This is a genomic window from Bacteroidales bacterium (assembly GCA_013141385.1).
Taxonomy (GTDB): Bacteria; Bacteroidota; Bacteroidia; order Bacteroidales; family Tenuifilaceae; genus UBA8529.
On the sequence record JABFRB010000052.1, the window covers coordinates 1 to 20,304 of the forward strand.

Below are 20,304 nucleotides of genomic sequence, written 5' to 3' on the forward strand. Positions count from 1 at the left end.
TGCTTTAGGATCAACAGATCGATACATAAGCAAACCATTTTTCATAAACTTATTGTTCGAATGGTTGAAGGTGATCCCATTACATATCAGAATGTTAAAATTAGTGCTTAAATAAACACCTCAAAAAGAAATTATTGATTAACTTATTTTGTCATTCTCACTATTAAATGGCATTGTTTTGCATCTTTGACTGATTTAGGTAGTTGCAGACTCCAAGCCTCGTCAATTTTAATCTCTTCTGATATTGATGATATATGTAATTTACCCATTTCAATATTGTTGGCAAATGGTTTTTCGTTTAACTTATAATCATTTATAACACTACTGTCTGTTGCAATTATAACATCTGTAACTACTGGCAATTGCTCGGCAGAATTCAAGTAGAATGGAAGAAACTGTTTTATCCTGCTTAAATCCATCTCATAAAGCTCTTCCACTTTTTCGGAACTAAAAGTTTTATTCCATTCTGAAGTCATATCATGCTTTAAATCAATGATGGTAAACAAACCTTGATCTTTTGCCAATTCTTCATTTGCGTTCATAAATTTCTGTACCGATTCGATGGCTGATTTTTTCAATCGTTCGCCTCCTTCACTCGATGTGTACCGGACATGAATAATAACATCGGAAATAGTCTGGTAGTCAAATTGTTTTACCTCTGGCAATTCTATCCGCCACCAGCTGATAACCCCAGCACCTTCGAATGGTAAGTACCGTTCGTCCTTGAAGTTGAGTTCATGCATACCGCTTTCGTTTTGGGCTGTGCTGGCGGCAATAGCACGAATTGGAATATTGTACGTAGTGAAACGGGTATCGGTCTCTTCGGTATCCTCTTCATATTTTTTGCCGCCTATAGCGGTGTTCCTGAATTTGTTCTCCAAAAGGGAAAAGGTGGCGTTTATTCCCGTGTAAGGCCCCACGATGCAAGGAATGGATATTGACACCGTTTTTATACGACGTTTATAGTGACCGGGATAGTCCATATCAAATAATACTTCAGGGAATGCAAATTCGCACTTACCATTTTCACGAAGTTCTATCAATGCCAATGGATTGATTTGCCTCAAAGAAATATGCTTGGTTATCTCGTAATCGTGCCCACGCTCGTTCTGATAAGCTGCCTCCAGCTGTTTTAAACCCACATAAAGTTGTTCGCCTGCCAGCAAACCATCCCTGCCTGCATCAAAATACCCTGCCTGTATAAAATTGGAACTACTAATTCCCCTCTCGAAACAATAGGTCTTTTCGGCTTTTTTGGCGAGTTCATACGCAAGGTTATATACCTGATGGTATAGGGTTTTTAAACTTCCCCGCATCCATGTGTATAGCTCTTCGTTTGTGTATTTGTTCTTGATAAATTCTTCCATTTCATTGGCATTATCTATTGCCTTCTGTTGGTTGGCTATTTCCTGGTTGGCTATCTCTATGCGTATTTGTTGTGCGGTGATTTGTTTATCTATTTGTTTCAACTCATACCCGGCAGCATTGGCTTGGAAAATACGTTCTTGCAAGGCACGGGTGAAGCCACCTTTTTTGCCAGCATTGGTTGATTTATAAGAGATTTCATTTGCATCATTCTGTAAATATTTTGCCCATGCTTGCATCGCTCCCCCTAAAAATGGCCCGCCAAACTGAAATCCTATGCCAATTCCGATTGGCTTTGCATCAATACTTGCTGTAGGTAATAAATGTAAAATACTTGCTAAAAACTCCTTTTTTCCTACATCTACTTGTTTTTGTCTTGCTTCATCAGCTTTATCCATCTCCTCTTTTTCATATTTTATTAATTTCAAACCGCTGTCCCCATTCACAGTTACAATATCATTGGGTATGCCATTGAATTCGGATGTATCAGAAGGCACCAAACTTTCCTCTTTGCCACTTAGCTTCAAATAATATTTCATTCTTTCTTCAGGCCCTTTGCGGTTTTGTTGCAGACTTTCCAAATTCTTCTGTGCTTCATCCAACTGTTTTTTCTTGATTTCCATCACGAGGTTTTGCATCACACCATCGTGTTTCGCACGGATCAATGCAATGGTTTCATTATCCTTTTTCTCTATGGCCGAAAGCAGAGCCCCACCTAAAGATTTCAATTCATTGCACAATTCGAGTGCTTTTTGAAGTAGATAGTAAAATCGGTAGTTAGGCATGGGCGTATTGAGGTCGTTTAGCACTGACGCAATGCTTAAACCCTGTGCAACTGCCTTCACCAGCAAAGCAGGATCAATAGGTGGTTCAAACAATGGCAGTTTACGGAATACCCCTTCAATGTTCTGGCAATGTCTTATTTTGTATAGCCTGTCGGCTATAGTGTCCCAATATCCCATAAGTTTTGGATTGTTTGGAATGCAGAAATACAGGGACGAAGCCGTTCCATATATATTGGCCAAAACGATTTCGTTATTAATGAAATTAATTGGCAAGGTTGTTTGATTGCTGTAGCCCTGTATGGTCTCCATTTCAATCATGGCGTTGCCGAAAGCATCCCATTTATCCAGCAAATTGAGATAGGTTTGAGGTTTGATTCTGCCACGCTTCGGAATCATCATGGGCTTTGGTCCCATGATGTGACCTGCTAATATGTAGAGCTGAGTTGCCTGATTGATACTTTCAATGGTATCCTGCCGGAACAAGTAATCGCCCCATTCAATAATATTATCAATATATTTCATCACCACCCATTTCATATAGGCAACCGGACGGCTACGTGCAACCACATGTGGCATAAAGGGTTTATCCCTCCATTCGGTAATGTCTGAATCGGGCGTGTTTGGTTTCAAGTTGTTGAAAATACCATCTAAAACCCTTTGGCTGTTGATGTTTTTGAACGGAAGAAATTGCCAAAAACGCATATCATCATACCCATCAGCAAGTGGATTAAATACGAAATGATACCACTTCATGGCTTCTTCAAAGTGCTGGGCTTTGCTCAAAGCATCAGCTAATAGTATGGGCGTATGAAAGAATAACTCCCAATTGTATAGTGAATACGGACATTTAAGTTCATGATAAATCGCATTTTTGGTTGAAGAGTTTCCATCGGGATCATAAAACCCAAAGGCACTCGGGAAGTCGCTATCTGGCATTTTATAATTAAAGAAATCCTTTAGTTCACTGGTATTAATCTTGCCAAGCAAATCATGGGTATAGGGATGATAGAAATTAATTTCAGAATTATTCAAAACCTTTAGCAGTTCTTTTTTTTCTGTATTTTCTTCGAAATAGATATTCGTATATTGTCTTGTTGGCGGAGTTGAATCAGAAACCATTTGCCAAGAGTATAATTTGCCATTGGCTTGATTAAAATAATCAATAGAAATAGGTTCAGTATTTATTTCATCGATAACATTTAATACTGTTCCGTTAAATTCAAACGCACCTCTATAATCGCCATCGTTATCTAAAAAATCATCAACATTAATTATTATTTTCTCATCATAAATAACAGGAATAAATTTAAAATATTGAATATCGTGTGTTGAATCAATTGAGCATGAATCAATAGCATCTTTGCTTAACTGTTTTTGCGTCCACTTTCCATTCCTATATTCACTCCAGGTCATTTTTATTTCATAGTACTCTATCGGTTTTGAATTTTCAATTCCCTTTTCATTATTCCCCAATGCATTATAACTCCCACTTGATGAAGCTGGATTAGGTTTTGTTTTCTTCATTATTTGAGGGAAGAAGATCAATAGTCGATTATTCCAAACTACTGGTGTAAGGAAACATCCATTATCATGTATTTTTTCAAACAATATATTTTTTAAATCATTATTCTCAAGCACCTTATTTAACTCCGATCTATTTTCGTCTGTTAGATCCGTTGTCTTAAGCATTAAATATTGTTGATTACCTTTCTTTTCTGAAATGGATCTTAAAAATTTTGTTTCGCTTTCATAATTTTGCGGTAGTATCTTCTTTAAATTAATTAGGCTGTTTTCAAATATTTTCCTGAAGAAACTATATTCAACATCATAAGTCGGAATATCCACCTGCATTTTTTCCCAAGGATACCAGTTCTTTGTATCCAATTCCAGATAGCGGTAATAAAAGAAATATGGAGCATTTCGTGTACGGGAAAATACATGAAGTTTAGACCCTTTACTCCATTGTGTCTGTGTTTGTATAATTTCCCTTTCTCTTTCCCCTTCAATATATAACCCCACTACCTCCATATTTGCCACTTCATCCACTTTATAGAGATAGGCTTTCAAAGCATCGGTTACATTTTGTTTGGTTATATCTTTTTGTAGGAGTTCGCTTTCCAGTTCCCTGAAGAATGGGCTCTTGTCGTCGCGAAGGTGGCTCTCGATCCAGTTTTCAGGGTAGAGGAATACTTTACGGTTGGCTTCCCAAACCCGGTACCGCTGCATCCACTCCCAACGATTTCTGTCCAAAATATTTGGACTTATGTTATTGTGCTCCTCTTCCAACCCCAAAAAGCACCGTTGAATGAATAATTGCACCGATGAAATTGCCTGCTTAATGCGTGATGTTTCCATCACGGCGTCCATTTGCACATCTATAAGGAAATACTCAAAAAGTCCATCGGCATCAGTAACTTCCCATTTTTTCAATTCATCCTGTTGCAACAGGAAACCTATCAATGCATCCCTCTGGTTGTTGCGAAGCTTATCGTGGAGTGGCTTGGCAACCTGCTCCCAGTCGGTTTGGTTGTATTTTGCACGGATGGCATTTTTAATGCTATATGCTATATTTTTGGAAGGTCTGAACTTAGGACCAGGAGCAGCCCACTTGAAAAGTAAATCTGTATGAATGCCAATTTTATCAGCAACGGCAAGGGCTTTTTGCAGTTTAAGTAAGTTGATTTCATTGAGATAATCTTCTAGTTTAGTGAGATTGAAATGGTCTTTGTCAATAAGTTTTTCGATGCGTTCTTTTTTCCATGAGGTAAGATCTGCAATTTTCCCGCAAAGTTCTGTTGCTTCTGAAGCATTGTCATTCGTCCACTTCCAGAAGTCGAGCATGTTTAGTTTGGATTGTGGCAATGAATTGCGCAATCTGACATAGGCTTCCAAACGCAACCAGTGCTCAAGCGTTAGATTGTTAAAGTCAAGGTTGGCGAAATTGACTTTGTGATTTTCAAAAAACAAGATTTCATCCCTGCCTAAACTGAAAGTAGAAATAAGCATGGATGCTTTTACCAATTTAGTCAATGCGGGTTTGCATTCATCAGAGGTAAAATCTGGAATCAGCACAGATAAAGGGATTTGCGTAATAGAAGAAGTTAGGGTTTTCCAGTAAATGTTTTTCAGATCAATCCCTTTTATAGCGATTTTATAAAGTCTTCCAGTTTGTAGCTGTTTTAGATGCGGATTATCCCCACTCCACCACTCATCGGTTGGTTCATCTTGTTGGACATAATTTAACTCAATGTTTTCGAAGATGATTTGTGGCTTGGAGTTACTGTTCTTGACAATAATTGTATAATCTGAATCCACAGTAGGGGCTAGGTATCCATTCCAACTAGTTTCACCCTGTTTAGCACTTTGCTTAATTTTTTCAAATAAGTCGTAAATGGGTTTATCATTTAAACACAGTATTTGCGATACCAATATATCGGTAATCTTTGCTTCAAGTCCTGTAAAGTTAGTAAGTGTTTCGGATACGAATCGATGCGATAGTTGCTGTCGCAGATAAGGCAAAAATATTGTTAGAAACGCAACTCTTTTTCGGGGGGCAGTATTGGGATCGTTTTCATTTTCTGCGAGTTTGTCTAACGAAACGGATACATCACCCTCCTTAATATCTTTCTTCAGATTAGCTTTTACATCATCCGCCAAAGTAGTATTACTGTCGAATACTCCCGAAAGTAGTTCGTTAAATAGTTTTGCCTGTTGATTCTGAATGCGTGTCAGTGCATTTGTCCATGTAGTTGGGTCTATATTCCATTTAAGATCGGTGTCGTTTGCGAATAGTTTATAAGTATTAATTTCCGCATCAGTCAGAATTCCAGTAATCTGAATGCTCCCAACCTTGTCATATTTCAGTTTATTCTTAAGCGTTGCTGTCTCAGCCAATTTATCATGCTTCTCTTTATTTACATCAACAAAAGTAAAGTCAAGATTATAAGGTGCGTTGGTTTTGAATACGATTGTTCCTTCAAGTAACCCGATGATTTTATCCACAGTTTCCGTTTCGAAGATCAACCCCGCTTTAGTACGAACCAACTCACTTGTGGCCTGTTCCTGAATGTTTTTCTCCTGCAAGCTGGAATCGGTAATTTTGCTGTCGGCTACCAAATCTTTATGGGTCTCGTCAATAGCATTCAGACCATCATATAAAGTTTTGCTCAGAAGCAAAATCTCTTTTTTGGATGGGGTAAATGGTTTCTTTTCGTCATCAATATCGTTGATGATATAATTCAATTGTTGGTGCGTAAAGCCTGCGTCTTCCATCTTCCCCCATGTTTTCAGGAACTTCAGCGTGGAGTCAGCATCTTTGAATACATCTCCAAATATTTTAAGGACTAGAATAAAAGCCGGAATCCTTAATCCCAACACTTTCGATAATAAACGAAAGCGATAAAGAATGGATAAATTCTCCAAGGTCAATTTATCTGCCATTCTCATTTCTTCCTTAATGGCAAGGATGTCATCGGCGGAAAGGTTCAAAGCTGCCATCACTACTGGAACATGATCAAGCAATTTGGTTTCTTTACTCAGGAAATCCCCTTTTTCATCTGCCTTAAACACATCATCTATTCCCAACATGTTATGAGTCAAAAACAGGCGTTGGTATAACGATTTCTCCCCCGCCGTACTTATCGGACCCCAAAAAGTGAGTAGCTTTATAAGTTCAAGACCAGTTTTGTCCAGAATTTTCTTTACAGCGGCAAGCTGATGAATCAATTCGGGGTTAATATCGTATTTCTTGGATCTATTTTCTTCGTTACATTCATCGCATTCATCGTCATTGCATTCATCCACACTATCACCACCACAACCTGTATCGATAATAGTATTATTAGTTTTTTCGTCATTGTTCTTCATCGTGGACAATGCAACAATTGCCTTATCCGTTTCATCTATTGTCCAGCCCAGTTTTCGCCATAAACGGATAAAACGTTGTATTTTATCGTATTCAGCACTATACAACGGAGTTCCGTCTAAATGCTGGAGTAAGGCTGTGTTAATGTTGCAGTTATCTTTCTGTTCTATAAAAATCAAATGTAATTTGTACTCAATAAACCAAAAAATACCTCTTTCTCCATTGTGCCCAACAAATGATAAATTAACCAGTTTAAACTTACTATATATTGATTGCTGATTTTTGTCAAGAATTATTTCTCCAGTAATTCTGTTAATATCTCCAATTTTGACAGAATCATTATTATCTGCATAATAAAATATCTGATAGTCTTCAATACAACCTATTTCTTTTTTTTGTTTCTCTCCAAGATTATTTGTTGTTATAATGTGTGAATAAAAAATTGTTCCAGTTGAATAATCTGTTCCCGTTTCAATAACGATCATTTCCCCCACTTTTTTGAAATTACATTTCGCCCAGAGCACAAGGTCTTTTTCTGATATTTCCAAATGCTCCTTTGATTGATTTGGGCAACGTAGCGTTTTTTTACCGATCATTATTTCTACATTTTCTTTAAAGGAAGAAAACAAATCAGCAAATTTTTCCAGTTTCACCAGATCTTCCGCCATTTTAATACCACCTACCATTTTGGCATAATTCTGTAAAAACCTGTAGCTGAAGCGCAGGCTCTCCATGATAATTTTCGACTTACCCTTTGGTAAAAGAGGATTGATAAATTCGGTCTTTATCAAATCGGTCAGATCTTTGTATTCAATCCCTGTCCGGCGAAGAAATTCTTTTTTAATGAGGGTAAGACCTTCATCACCCCGCATGGTAGCCTCATCATGATAGCCGTAGTATTCATAATCGGGCTTTACACCAATTTTCGATTTATACTCGTCATAGGAATAGTTTTTATCGTCAAGAATATTTTTCAATTCATTTTTAATAAAGCATTCCTTGGTGAGGATGATGTACTCCTCTTTGGTGATTCCTAAAAACTCAGCATCAACCGCCTTGTTGACAACCTCATCTTTTAGGTTGGAAAGATTCTGATCATTTCCGCTATTACTCACCCTGAACGTTTTTATCAATTCATAGCGACTGGTATCTAAGTAGTTCAGGTATATTCTAGTGGCATCGATTGGTTGATGATAGGGCAAGGTGAAAGGATATACGGCGTTCTTCAGCATGCAATACGCCTTGTAGGTGGTGTGCTGCGGTTCGGCAAGCAGCTCGCTACTGGTCTCATCATCTACGTTATATGGTTTGAGGCTTTTGGAGGCCACGTAGTTTTCCATTACCTCGTTGACCAAGTCCACGTAGGGTAAAATGGTATTGGTATTCTTACACGTTAACTCTAGACATCTCAGATCGGGCCGACGGTTAAAGAATTTTTCAAGTGGAGTGCCGACTATTCCTTTTAGTTCTGTGAATGGATTTTCAGGATCAAGATTGTTATTCCTTAAGTATTGCAACAATTCTACGAAGTAGGCCGCAGGGCTATACACCGAGTTGCACTCCCCACATTCGCAGAAATCCGCATCACCAAAAAGCAAATCCCAGGAAAGGTTGTTTTTCTTTAGTAAACCTCTAAAATGATCATAGAACTCTGTTATAAGTTTGGTATTAATTTTTATTCCAGATACAACAGAAAGCGGCTTTGACTCTACGCTACCACTATTATATGTCATGTATCGAGCTGTATTCTGGTTATCTTTTTGATTTTCTTGCTTATCTTCAAAAACACATAGGCTCTTATCTATCATATCAATGCCTGTACCTGTATATGCCTCCCTTAGTGCAATCAGCATTTGTTCGTTTCGGACGCGGGTGTGCTGGGCATTGGCATGAATCTGCATGAGAACATTTTCGTCTAATCCTTTACCCACCATCATTTTTACAAACTGCTTTGGAGGGGTGGCTGAAATCTGCATGGAGGTATACAGTTTTGCATTATAAAGCACAGGGATTGCGTCAGGAATAGGGCTTAGGCCTGTAATACGCTTTAATATCTTCATTTGTGCTATAATATCTTCATGATTCTCCACCGGAATATTTTCAAATGCTTTTGCATCACAAATAATATTATAAATTGAATCAGTTTTAATATTGAAATCTGGATGATTCCCAAAAATATCAGCAGTATAGCCGCCAATTGCGTTATTCAATATGGGAATTTGAGGATCTTTCACCATGTTCACCAGCATTGCGGTTGGTTCCTCTTGGAAAAGTTCATTGTAAAGCTTTACTGAAAGAGTATTCTTTTCTACCTCAGTTTTAGCAGTAAAAGAAACCTTAACCTTTTCTATAAATGTTGCTTTATTAAATTTTAAAGCGATATCGCGCATTGAATTAGTTTGATTGTCCTTTTGAAAAATTGAAATCAGATTCTCATTTTCATTGCCCCATTGGGCAAGATTATGTGTAAATTCAAGGTTCTTAACCGTATCAGGGTTAAACCCTTTTTCCTCTGTCAACTCAGGTTTTATTGCAGCCCAATTACCCCCTTTTTCCTCATATAGGTTATTGAAAGCATTTTGCAAAACATTGCTTTTCAAATCGTTTTTGAAGAAACCTATCCTTTTACTGAATTGGTTTTCATTTTTGGGTTGCTTTGCCATGGCTGTTATGTTTTAAAAGTTTTTAATACTGTATCACTTATTGTGTTTATTTGGCACAGACTGCAAGTCTGCGCCAGTTGGGATTTAAGAATTAAATACAAATGTTATTTAAAAGATTTAGTCCAGTAAATACAGAAAGTATAAAGGGTGTTCTTGTATTAAGGCTTTGGTTTAATGTTGTTTTTAGATTTCTTTATTTCACTAAGCACTGTGTCAATTGGTGCAATTTGAAGATGTTGCAGATTAATATTTGTCCTCTCTATTTCGTTTCTGAGGTTTTCCCTTGAGGCGGGAGTCAGAGCCATTCCGAACTGATTCCTAATGTTATTTAAAGAGGCTTGAATCAGGCTCTTTTCTCGCTTCATCTTATCAGATTCGCTTTTATACCTCACGCTAAGTTTGTTAAGATTGTCCTTGGCTTCCGTTACTTTGTTGTGTGTGTAGTAGGCATTAGCCCAGCTAGATATCCCGCAAATAATGGTCATAAATATGCACATGCCCATAAAGAATTTTAGAAGCGAGGCTTTAACGGGTGATGTATCGTTTGGCAGGTTAAATATTTTTATTCCAATAAGAAAAACGGCCAAGATGCTGATACCTGCTGCACCAAAACTGGCAAGTTTTACCAGAAGTTCAAGATTTCCTATGGTTTCAGAGTTTTCCATTTTATTGTCCTCCAATTATTTTTTAGAATTAATTATTTGTAGATGTATAGTGCAGAATTTAGTTTTACCATTTTCCCTCCACAAAAAATGCCTCATCTTTTCCTGGCCAGGGAGGCATTGTAGTAATTACGAACTTTAGTGGTTTACTACCCGTACTCCGAAATTGGAAATGGCAACCTAAGGGAATTGTGATTGCTGTATCCTTGCATACAGGTGTAATTTCTTCTCTGATATCATTTTTTGCCATACCTCGCCCTCTCCGGATAAGAAAAACCACATCTCTTCAACAGTTCTATGGCATACTGCCTTTGAAGTTTTGCCAGTTGGCAATTGGCAAACGCACATCCCACCCCCTTTTAGATTTGTAAGAAGGTATATCTCCGAACCATCGGGAGCGATGTCATCGGGTTTGTCTTTGAGTTTGGTTGTTTGGTACATGGTAATTTAAGATTTAACTGATTTTTTAATGTTACTTACCTTCTTTGGCAGCCGCTAAATCCTTGAGACCATCGCAAATTGTATTTATTCCAGTATGAATTGATGTAGCAATACTTACAGAGGGACTAACTGCTCCGCCAATCGCTAAAGTTGGCAAGGCTGATACAATTCCAACCAAACTGCCAATGGTAATGTTTGCTACTGTAAGTAAACCTCCACTGGCAATCTTTAACCCAGCAGAAATCTTTCTTATCCTTCTTGGATGATTATCCTCTTTAGTTTTTTCTTGCTCTTCATCTAGCTCCAAAATATCATCTGACTTAATTTTATCGGAATACAATCTACCAAGGTTAGTTTCTGAGATGAGATTTTGTTCTTTAGCTAGATGAATAAGCTGATCTATGTCAAGGAGATGAGTATATCCATCAATCAAAGGAATTATTGTTGGTGAGATTACCTTTTGAATTGCCTCCGCATGTTTTAGGATTAACTTGTCAATTTTAGATGTTGACAGTTCTTCGAGTAGTTCCTTATTCGCGTCAAATGCATTTACTACAAGGATTAATGCTTGCTTATCAATGTAATGCATTCGTTCATAATACATTAATTCTAATTGTACCGCATTGAATTTTTGCCCTATTCTGGAAATACGATTCTGATCAATTTTACTTAAGGCAGTTTTAAGAGGTTTGTTTAATAACTCTTCTAAGTCATAAATTGCCTTAGGTTCAGGGCATCTGGCTTTTATCACTTCCGAAATATTCTCGTCGCTAAAACTAATACTCTGATACTTCCCTCGCAGTATCAACCTGATATTTTCACCATTGATATCCAAGGCGACATAGAAAGCCTGAGATGTTTCAGCATAAACCCAACCTTCAACAATTTCACCATTGTTAAGGCGTACTTTTGTGTTGCGTCCAATGTCTTCCATAGTCCTTTATTTGAAGTTAAACATTATCATATTTCAACACCTCCCCAACCTTTTTCTCCCCAATTTCCCTAATCAATTCTTCCAGTAATCCTTTCAATTTTCTAGGCCTTTCTGGTAGCGGTACTGTTTCAATTGCCACACTTCTACTGCCTGTTATTGGCTTTTCCGGTATAGGCCAAGTACCTGTGGCTACCAAATCATTTAGCAATTCGGTAATACTTGAATCTTTATATAATTCAACTATTTTCGAATTTTTTTCATTTATGGGTTTCTTTGCCATGGCTGTTATGTTTTAAAAGTTTTTTAATACTGTTTTACTAGTTTATCTTGTTGTGCTTATTTGGCACAGGCTGTAAGTCTGCGCCAGCAGGGAATGCCCGTATCTTTATTTAGCTCTGCCATTTCTGCTATTTTGCTTTTTATGGTTTGCTTTGCTATTGGTTTTGTTGTTGTTTTCATGGTTTTAATGTATTGTTTTAATAGGCAAAGACTACAAGTCCCCGCCAGCTGGGGATGCCCCGCATCCCCAGCCATTACGGTCCATTTTCTTCAGTTGAAGAGTTTTCATCATTTAAATCAAACATCCATTGCGTTAATGCATAAGAACTGAGGAAGTCTGCTTTAAGTAATGTTTCGACACCTAATCTGAGGACTTGGTTACTTACACCATTACTCATCCAATGATTAAATGCTTTTGGTACTTCAAGTAGATTAAACCCGCAATTTCTGAATCCTTGAGGAACCCATCTAGTACTATTCATAGCCCATAAGTGTTGCAATTGCATACCTAATTGATTTGCAGTTCCGCGCCAATACTGACTACTCACATTTTTAAAAGCACTAGGATTTCTAAAAAGTTCCAATAACCCATATTTTGCATTACCTGTAAGAAGTCTTCCTGTTTCACCAAAAGCTCTCCAATTTCCAGTTAATGCCAATTTGGAACCTTGAACAAATTCTGAAGCAGTTAATTTTAATCCTCCCTTAATTATAATTTTTCCAACTCCTTTTATAATCGTACCTGCGAGAAAAACATCAGAAATTGCTAAGGCAGTCCAAAAAGTTCCACGAACATAATTTCCCTTATCAAAATGATAATTAGCACTTTGAACGGGACCTAGGATCGGCACTAAACTCTTACCAAAGCTTGGCTCTTCCTTTCCAGAAACTATACTTTCCCAAAAACCTTCTTTTGAATCAGTAGATTCTTGTTGAGTACTTTGAGGTGAAGTGCTTTCATCAATTTCTTGAGGATTATTAGATTGCATTTCATCTACTGAACTATCATCAACATTCAATTTAGCGGATGGGACAAAGACAGAACCTGTAACAGTTCTGCTTTCATTCCAGTTTAATCTATATCTTAGGTTTTCAGGGGACAATTGTGAACCAAATGTAATACCATTAGTGTCAAAGCTTAAAAGTGGATTAATGTTATTAAGTTCAGACGTACTTCCCTGTCTTCCATCTTTATCAATGTACTTTATCGAGTTGTTTTTTGAATACGTATAAAGATTATATCCATCAATAAATCCAATAGGATCACAACTCAACCACCTCCCCAACCAAGTCACATAATACCTCACACTATGGTACTCCAAACCGCTTTCCTCATCCCGTTCCATACCAGTATATCGATAACGTTTGGCAGCACATTTTATAACTTTATTTTTTGCTTGGTATGCTGTAGTGCCATAAGGGTGGTATTCTTCATAGCTGATTACTTGAGCCGAATTATCTAACTCCAAGGATGCCGAGCCAAGATGGTTATGCAACTGGTAGCGCACTGTTTGCTCGGGGCTGGTTCTTCCTATAGGTAAACCTAATAATGTTCTGAGTTTTGTTTCTGTGTCAATCATTACAAAGCGGTGTTCCTTATCCATTAGGCTTAGGCTGGTGCGTTCCAGTCCGGCATCAGGGCCGCTGTGTTTTTTGTAAAGTTCGTATCCTGCAATGTAAATCCGCTCGTCTTTTGGCGTGGGTGTTTTGCCTGCTTCTGCCTGGTTCTCGGTAATTTTTCGGATACGTTGTCCCTGCCCGTCGTATTGGTAGTAGGTAGTTTCGGGAGTGCCGCCGTTAGTAAGGCGTTGGCGTATTGTTTTCACCAGCTCTTCCTTAAAGTTCCAGCCCATTTCCTGCAAATGCGGCATAACTGTTATGTAGCCGTGCTGCGCATGGTGTGGGTAGTTATAGGTATAGCTATTATTGCCTTGTCCAACGGTTGTATATTTCAGTCGGTTGCTGTTTGTTTCGTATTCATAAGTTCGTGTCCATTTATTAGGATGGTTCATCTCTTTTATGTTACCAACCTCATCGTATGTGTATATTTCAGTATAGCGTTCAACAGCCATCGGATCACCTGGCTGATGTTGAGGGATCATTTTAGGGCTATCATTCCAGTTGTCATTGGTGGCAAAATTCAGAGCAGTGCCATTTTCCCTGCCTGTTGCTTCTTTTAAACGGTATATGGCATCGTAAATGAATTCACTAACAGGTTCTACCTGCATATTTTTAAAGAAGGTGGTATCATTTGCTTTGTCTTCAATGCGTAAGATGTTTCCTGCAGGGTCATAAGTGTAAAATAAATCCTGAAGGTTTTTATCATTTTTGTTGCTTACCAGATTTGTTAGCTGGAATGTTGTTTTATCGTATTCATAAGTTGTCCATACACCATTGCCGTACTGAATAAAATTGCGTTGCCATTTTTCATTGTAGTCAATATTTTTGATATAAGTTGATGCCACAGCTGTTCCGGGGTGTAAAACAGTTTCCTTATCTAACAGACCTGCCTCGTTGTAGGAAGGTGTAATGATGCTGCCATCAGGTGCTGTTTGTTGGGTGATTCTTCCTAGGGCATCGGTTTCTGTAGTAAACGTAAAAAAACCAGTTTCTAAATCGCTGCCTAAATTGGCATCTATCCAATTGGCAACCTCTTTGTATTTCTTAAATAACTTTCTGGTAGTAGCTAAAGGCTGTCCTTTAAAATCATAATCAGGAGTGTCTATTAAACCTCCTGTATCGTAATGTTGAATAACCTGTCCTAATATGTTTCTGCTTTGTAAAGTGGCTTCGTTAAACCTGTTTACGTTCGTTCTTAAACCAGTCAAAAGGCTTTCGCCATAGATGATTCTATCAAAAATATTATCTAGCGGATCATCTGAACCATCCGCTTTTTTTCGATCGCCACCGATTACTTTGCTATATGTAGGCCTGTGCGCTGTATCGTAGAAATACTGAAACTCATGGTTTCTTTCATCCCAGGTGCGGAGAGGTTTACCCAAAATATTAATCAATAACCAGCGTTGCCCAGCATCCATGCTTTTTTGATATACCTTGTTGCCCAGCATATCGTATTTGTATTGCATTACGGTATTACCTTTATTCCCATTCTCAGATATTTCGCGAGCATCGGTAACAGTGCGGAGGTTGTCTTCTATATCTAATTCAATTTTGGTTCGGTAAAATTCGTCAGCTTCTGTTGATATATTCTTATTGTGGTCAATGGATAATATTGGTCGCCCAAGCGTATCAAAGTGTAAAACATTTGGCGTATTAGCATGTTTGGCAGCTTTCGCAGCGGCTGTTTGTTCCTGTGCATCGTTGATATAATCCGCTCTTGTATTGTCCGTTCTTTTTTTATACCAGTCACTTTCTTTTACCGTATCATTCTGATCGTAAACTTTTTGTTTCCATGAATCGAATTCTATTTTTGAAAAAGTGCCATCGGGCATTTCGGTTTTAATCAATCGATCTGCTGCATCGTAATACATAATAGATGTTACGCCAGTTTCCACCAGTTCTTTACAATCTTCGTAATGCCATGTTACCGAAAAATAGGGTTCGTATTGTTTTACAGGATTGCCTTTGTTGTTTTTTATGGTTCTGCCGTTACCAACCCAACGCAGGTATGGCGTAGTATTCACCGATACTCTTTCCCCTGCACCATCACTAGCATAGGCTATTCCCGGCTCTGCCTGTACTTTTTTCATTGCCACTTCGCCAATGCCATTGGAATATTCAAAGGCTATTTGAACGGGTGAATCAGGCAGTTGTTTAAAATGTTTTTCTCTGGTAATGGAGGCAATGACTGCGGGTTTGCCAGATGTAGCGTAGGTTTCAAAATCATATACAAATCTTGAAGATGCATGGTTTAATAAGTTCTTTCCAATATTGGTCAGTAGAAAGGAGTTTGGAGCTTGGAAAAAGCTAAGGATGGATGCTGATTCTGTTTCATCTGTTATTTCCGAAATACCTATCAGATCATCGGCTTCATTGCCCTTGCCCATTACTGCCACCGCTTTTACAAAGCCCAGCTCATCACTAATGGCTTCAGAGAAATTGCCATTGATGTCTTTCAACCATTGAGGAGAAAGTGTACGGAAGTTAAATCCTTTTTTAGTCGGGTCTGTTTTAAAGTCCAAGTGCTCAATTCTTGACTTATTGCCTAAAGCATCTTCTGTTTCTTCGATAAAAAGAAAATAGGAGCCATAGTATTTTACTTTAGTTATGCCTCCATAAGGATCCGTGTAAGATATTGGAGTGTAGAACCGATTTTGGGCATTTGTTTGACTTTCTATCCCTGTTTTGAATTGAGTTGTGCCGGAACGGATCCACCAGTTGTTATCGCTTTCGCTGTGGGTGAATTTCCCATCGCTTAAAAGTTCTGCATCGACTTTTGTGTCAAATATATCTGTAACCAATTCAGGGGTATAACCCAACTGATAACTTTCAAAAGGCAGAGCCAACGACTCTAAATGATGTAGGGGCAAAGCACCAGTTAAATTGTTTCGGTAATAGGTGGTTCGAATATTTTCGATGAGTCTTTTTTGCGCTTTCCCAGCAACCAGAGTTTTGTTCAATTGGTGGTAAAAAGCGGTGTCGGATTTTATGTCAGAGAGAATGTCTGTAAAGTCTGATAGCGCATAATAGGTATTCGCTTTTGAAACGCCTTTCAGCTCATAAGTTTTTACCTCAGAAGGCAAAGGCAATCGGTGCACGTCATCTCCAAATACATCATTGGTAAATTGGTTTTGAGTATAAATGATAATCGTTTTCCTTTGCTCTGCTTTCGTTTCTTCTGGCAGCAAACTTTCTTCCAGAATCTTTGCCTCAATCCTTGGGTAAACAACCGAAGCGGACTCCAATACATTGCCATATTGGTCTAATTTGATATTCAACGTATGGGCAATACGAGGGTCTTCCGTATTTCTCTCATAGCTAAAAGTGATGGCTTCGCTTTCCTTCACAATAAATACAGCATGTTTGTTTTTGCCTTTGGGTTGTAATAATTCAATTACACAATTATGCGTAGCTACTGAAAAAGGAGTGAGTTCCTTTTTAGTTGCCTCATAAGTGTTATCAAATTTTATGGCATCCTTTGCAAAAGTTTCTGAACGAAGTGCCATCCCTTTGCATGCTCTCAGGGCTTCCTGCCATTCTTGGGCAGTAAGTTGATCAATAATTTTAGGATCAATTCCTAGGGCTGTAATTAACCGGGCATCGGGTAGCGCAACTTCATGATGTGTAACAGGAAATCCTTGCCGTTGCATTTCCTCATACCAGTAATCCTTTGCAAACTGATTGAGGATTTTATTTTTTTGTAAAAATGCTCCTGTGTGATGCCATGATTTGGAAACAATAGGCTCCTGGTGTAAAGTGGCATCGGTAATATTTGTTGCTCCGCTTTTAACCCCATGCTCAAATGTTTCAGCATCTATTTGTTCCACCATTCCAAAACCCCTAAATTCTCTTTCTGGATGATCGTAATAGCCATGGTGGTACTTATATTCGCATACAAATTTATGTCCTGATATTTTATCTTCCGTTGTGGTTTTTGATACACAATGAACAGGAAAATGTAATTTCGTAACCCATGGTTTTCCTGCTTTTTTATCTTCAAGATAAAATTTTGTTGAAGGAGTATATTCTAATGATACTTCTTTGCCCAAATTGTTTTTATAAGAAACCATGATATGCGGTTTCTTGCTGTTCATAAGGTCAATGTATTTTAAAGGAGCATTTTTATCTTTCGTTAAAGGGCTTGACCACACAATACAAGCTACTCCATTCCCCAACAAGTCGATTACTGTTATTTTAGATTGTGAATGAATCTCAGGGAAAGGGTCAATTTCAAATGGTGTTGTACTAAACCGATTACCGCTTAGGTTTTTCCAGCAAGTGAATTTGTTTTTACCTAAATAGATAATATCTGTTGTTCCTGAACCGTCAATATCAGCCAATCGCAGGTATGCAGGATTAAAAGCATCGGGATAATCAAAGATCGGAGAATTATCCAAAGCCACTTTTGCACCGAATTTTCCGTAACCCAAATTTGGCCAATAGCAAACTTCTCCATTTCGGATTCGGACTATATCTGTTGGGCTATCGCCAGACATATCGGCAAGGAAGATTGTTTGCTTTTGATCAGCAAAGACAATGTGTGGCCCAGCTTCTTCATCGAACGGTTTTGTCGTTTTTTGTGCCGCTGCAAATCCATCTCTCCCCTCTGAGGCATACCAGGTAAAAACATTGTCTTCAGAAATGACAACATCAGGTTTTCCATCACCATTCAAATCCAACATTCGGGTATTAGCATCCCCGAAGTTTATATTAGGCAGGGCTTTGAATGAACGTAATCCTTGCCATTCGTTATCGTCGTCCAATTCAAAATAGCCTCTAGGTTCAGCACCAAAACTGACCAGCTGTTTGCCTCCATCAGCATCTAAATCTGCCAATTGTAATTGTCCGCCAAGACCGGCAAAAGATGGTTTGGGAGATACCAATTTGGCCTGCTCAAATTTCCCATCGCCTAGATTATGCTTGTAATACCAGCCATTGGCTTGTTCGGTTAGAATACCCGATAATCCCTCGTTAAATAAATCGGTGAATTGATATTGCTGTTCGTCCAATCCCACAGGTGCATGCACCAAATCTTCTGCGGATATTGTTCTTACATCTCTATTCCAATCATGTTTTTGGTATTTAAACTCCATGGGTGGGAGTTTCTTATGAGAATAAGTTCCATCAGGTTTTTTTATATAACCATAAGAAGTAATCGCTTTCAAAAAAGTAAAATCCTGTTCAATTGAAGTGTCGTACTCAAAGTTGATTGATTTTATCAGTGTTTTTTTATCTGATTTATCGGCCTTTAATGCTAATTCTTCAAACACATGAAATAATAAAACTCGTTTACACAATCGTGTGGTTCTGATTTCGAAACCGGCTTTGTAGTCCGAGAAAGCATCGGGTCTGAAATCCCAAGGATTTATATTTTCAAACGAATTATTTATTAATGATGTGCCATAATCAAAAACCGTTTGGAAGATATAATCGGTCTCAGGGAGGGGTTCATCTCCGAATTGTTTGAATGGAGTTTTGTTTCCGTAAAGAATTTTATCGATGTAGAGATTGGTATATGTAATCTCACCATCCTTCAGCCTATTTCTATTATGTAACAGCGATTCGTTAAAACCAACCTTGTCTTCCTTTTTATAAATATAATGAGAACAATTTCCCTTGTCATCAAACACAAACTCCGGAAGCCACTCATATATTTTTAAACCATCGTCAGGATTTGAAATGATAGAATTATCAGTCCATCCAAAAAGAGTTGTAATATTTTCTTTGGTAATTACCCGCCATTTAATTTTCCCCGATGTTTTTTCTGTCCAGCGTTCTATTCGGGCAAATAATCCTTCAATGCGTGGTTTGTAGTTTCTGATTGTAAATTGCCCATCCTTAGAATCTCTTTCGTTTATGATGTATTCGCCCTTTGTATCCAATTGAAAACTTCCATCTGGTTTCTTTTTAAATTCTGGCACTAAATCCTCGGCTTCAGAAAACAGGAATGTATCGGAGTCAATAGAATCGAGATATTGTGGTAGTCCTTTATCAGTTTTTCGCTTGATTGAACCTAAACTCAAGTTCCAACCTAAGCCAAAAATGCTATTGCCAGCACCGGAACTATATGAAAGACTTAATGATGGCGATGCTCCCCTTGCAGGTGAAAAAGGAAGAGGCAATGAAAAAGAAGAAGTGCCATTGACTGCATTTACGGAGAATTTTTCGTCAATTCCTTTGATAGCACCTCCACCTTTAGGTAAGGATATAGAAGGTACTTCAATTGCATTGGATTTGGTTTTTCCTCCATCCGTTTTAAGGAATTGAGAAGATGCTTTATTTTGAGATTGCTCTTTCATCCGTTCAGAATTCTAATATTATTAATTTACAATAAGTTACATTTGTGCTTTTGACACTCTTTAACGTTCGTATGGAACACCCATGTTTTGTTCATTCGTGTTTGTGCAATCTGCATTACATGGGTGTTTCATATTTCGATTGTTAAAATTGAAAGGCTTGTAAAAACAGAAAAGAAATTTTGATTAAAAAAGCAGAATGCTTAAGAAAAATGGAGTTACCGTAAGAATTGTATGTATTTAATAATCAGAATAATATTTACGAAATGTAAATTTAGAAAATATATATATATAAGTCAATGTCGTTGACTTAAGAAAAAAAGATAAAAATTGTTCTTTGAAATAGTAGAGTTTAGGTTATGTTTATTACATTAGGGGTATAATATAGGTCTCCC

At 37.8% G+C, this 20,304-nt stretch carries 5 protein-coding genes and 1 pseudogene; all 6 read right to left on the bottom strand.

The window, feature by feature from the left end:
• Positions 1-143: 143 nt before the first annotated feature.
• Positions 144-9,677: a hypothetical protein gene (locus HOO91_21510; protein NOU20142.1), complete on the bottom strand. Its 9,534-nt coding sequence runs from the start codon at positions 9,675-9,677 to the stop codon at positions 144-146.
• A 158-nt stretch (positions 9,678-9,835) separates the two neighbouring features.
• Positions 9,836-10,342 (bottom strand): hypothetical protein, encoded by a 507-nt coding sequence (locus HOO91_21515; GenBank protein NOU20143.1) that lies wholly within the window; start codon positions 10,340-10,342, stop codon positions 9,836-9,838.
• A gap of 64 nt (positions 10,343-10,406) precedes the next feature.
• Positions 10,407-10,780 (bottom strand): annotated as a pseudogene (locus tag HOO91_21520) (cupin domain-containing protein).
• A 31-nt stretch (positions 10,781-10,811) separates the two neighbouring features.
• The gene (locus tag HOO91_21525; protein ID NOU20144.1) at positions 10,812-11,714 is read right to left on the bottom strand and encodes a hypothetical protein; all 903 of its coding nucleotides are present in this window, start codon (positions 11,712-11,714) and stop codon (positions 10,812-10,814) included.
• Between the two features lie 16 nt (positions 11,715-11,730).
• Positions 11,731-11,994, bottom strand: a complete 264-nt coding sequence (locus HOO91_21530; GenBank protein ID NOU20145.1) for a hypothetical protein — start codon at positions 11,992-11,994, stop codon at positions 11,731-11,733.
• Positions 11,995-12,247: 253 nt separating this feature from the next.
• Entirely contained in the window at positions 12,248-19,912 is a 7,665-nt protein-coding gene (locus HOO91_21535; protein ID NOU20146.1) for an insecticidal toxin complex protein, read from the bottom strand.
• Positions 19,913-20,304 lie beyond the last annotated feature (392 nt).

Excerpts from the sequence above, each read along its gene's own strand:
- HOO91_21510 (NOU20142.1), bottom strand. The coding sequence starts at position 9,677 with ATGGCAAAGCAACCCAAAAATGAAAACCAATTCAGTAAAAGGATAGGT.
- HOO91_21515 (NOU20143.1), bottom strand. The coding sequence starts at position 10,342 with ATGGAAAACTCTGAAACCATAGGAAATCTTGAACTTCTGGTAAAACTT.
- HOO91_21525 (NOU20144.1), bottom strand. The coding sequence starts at position 11,714 with ATGGAAGACATTGGACGCAACACAAAAGTACGCCTTAACAATGGTGAA.
- HOO91_21530 (NOU20145.1), bottom strand. The coding sequence starts at position 11,994 with ATGGCAAAGAAACCCATAAATGAAAAAAATTCGAAAATAGTTGAATTA.
- HOO91_21535 (NOU20146.1), bottom strand. The coding sequence starts at position 19,912 with ATGAAAGAGCAATCTCAAAATAAAGCATCTTCTCAATTCCTTAAAACG.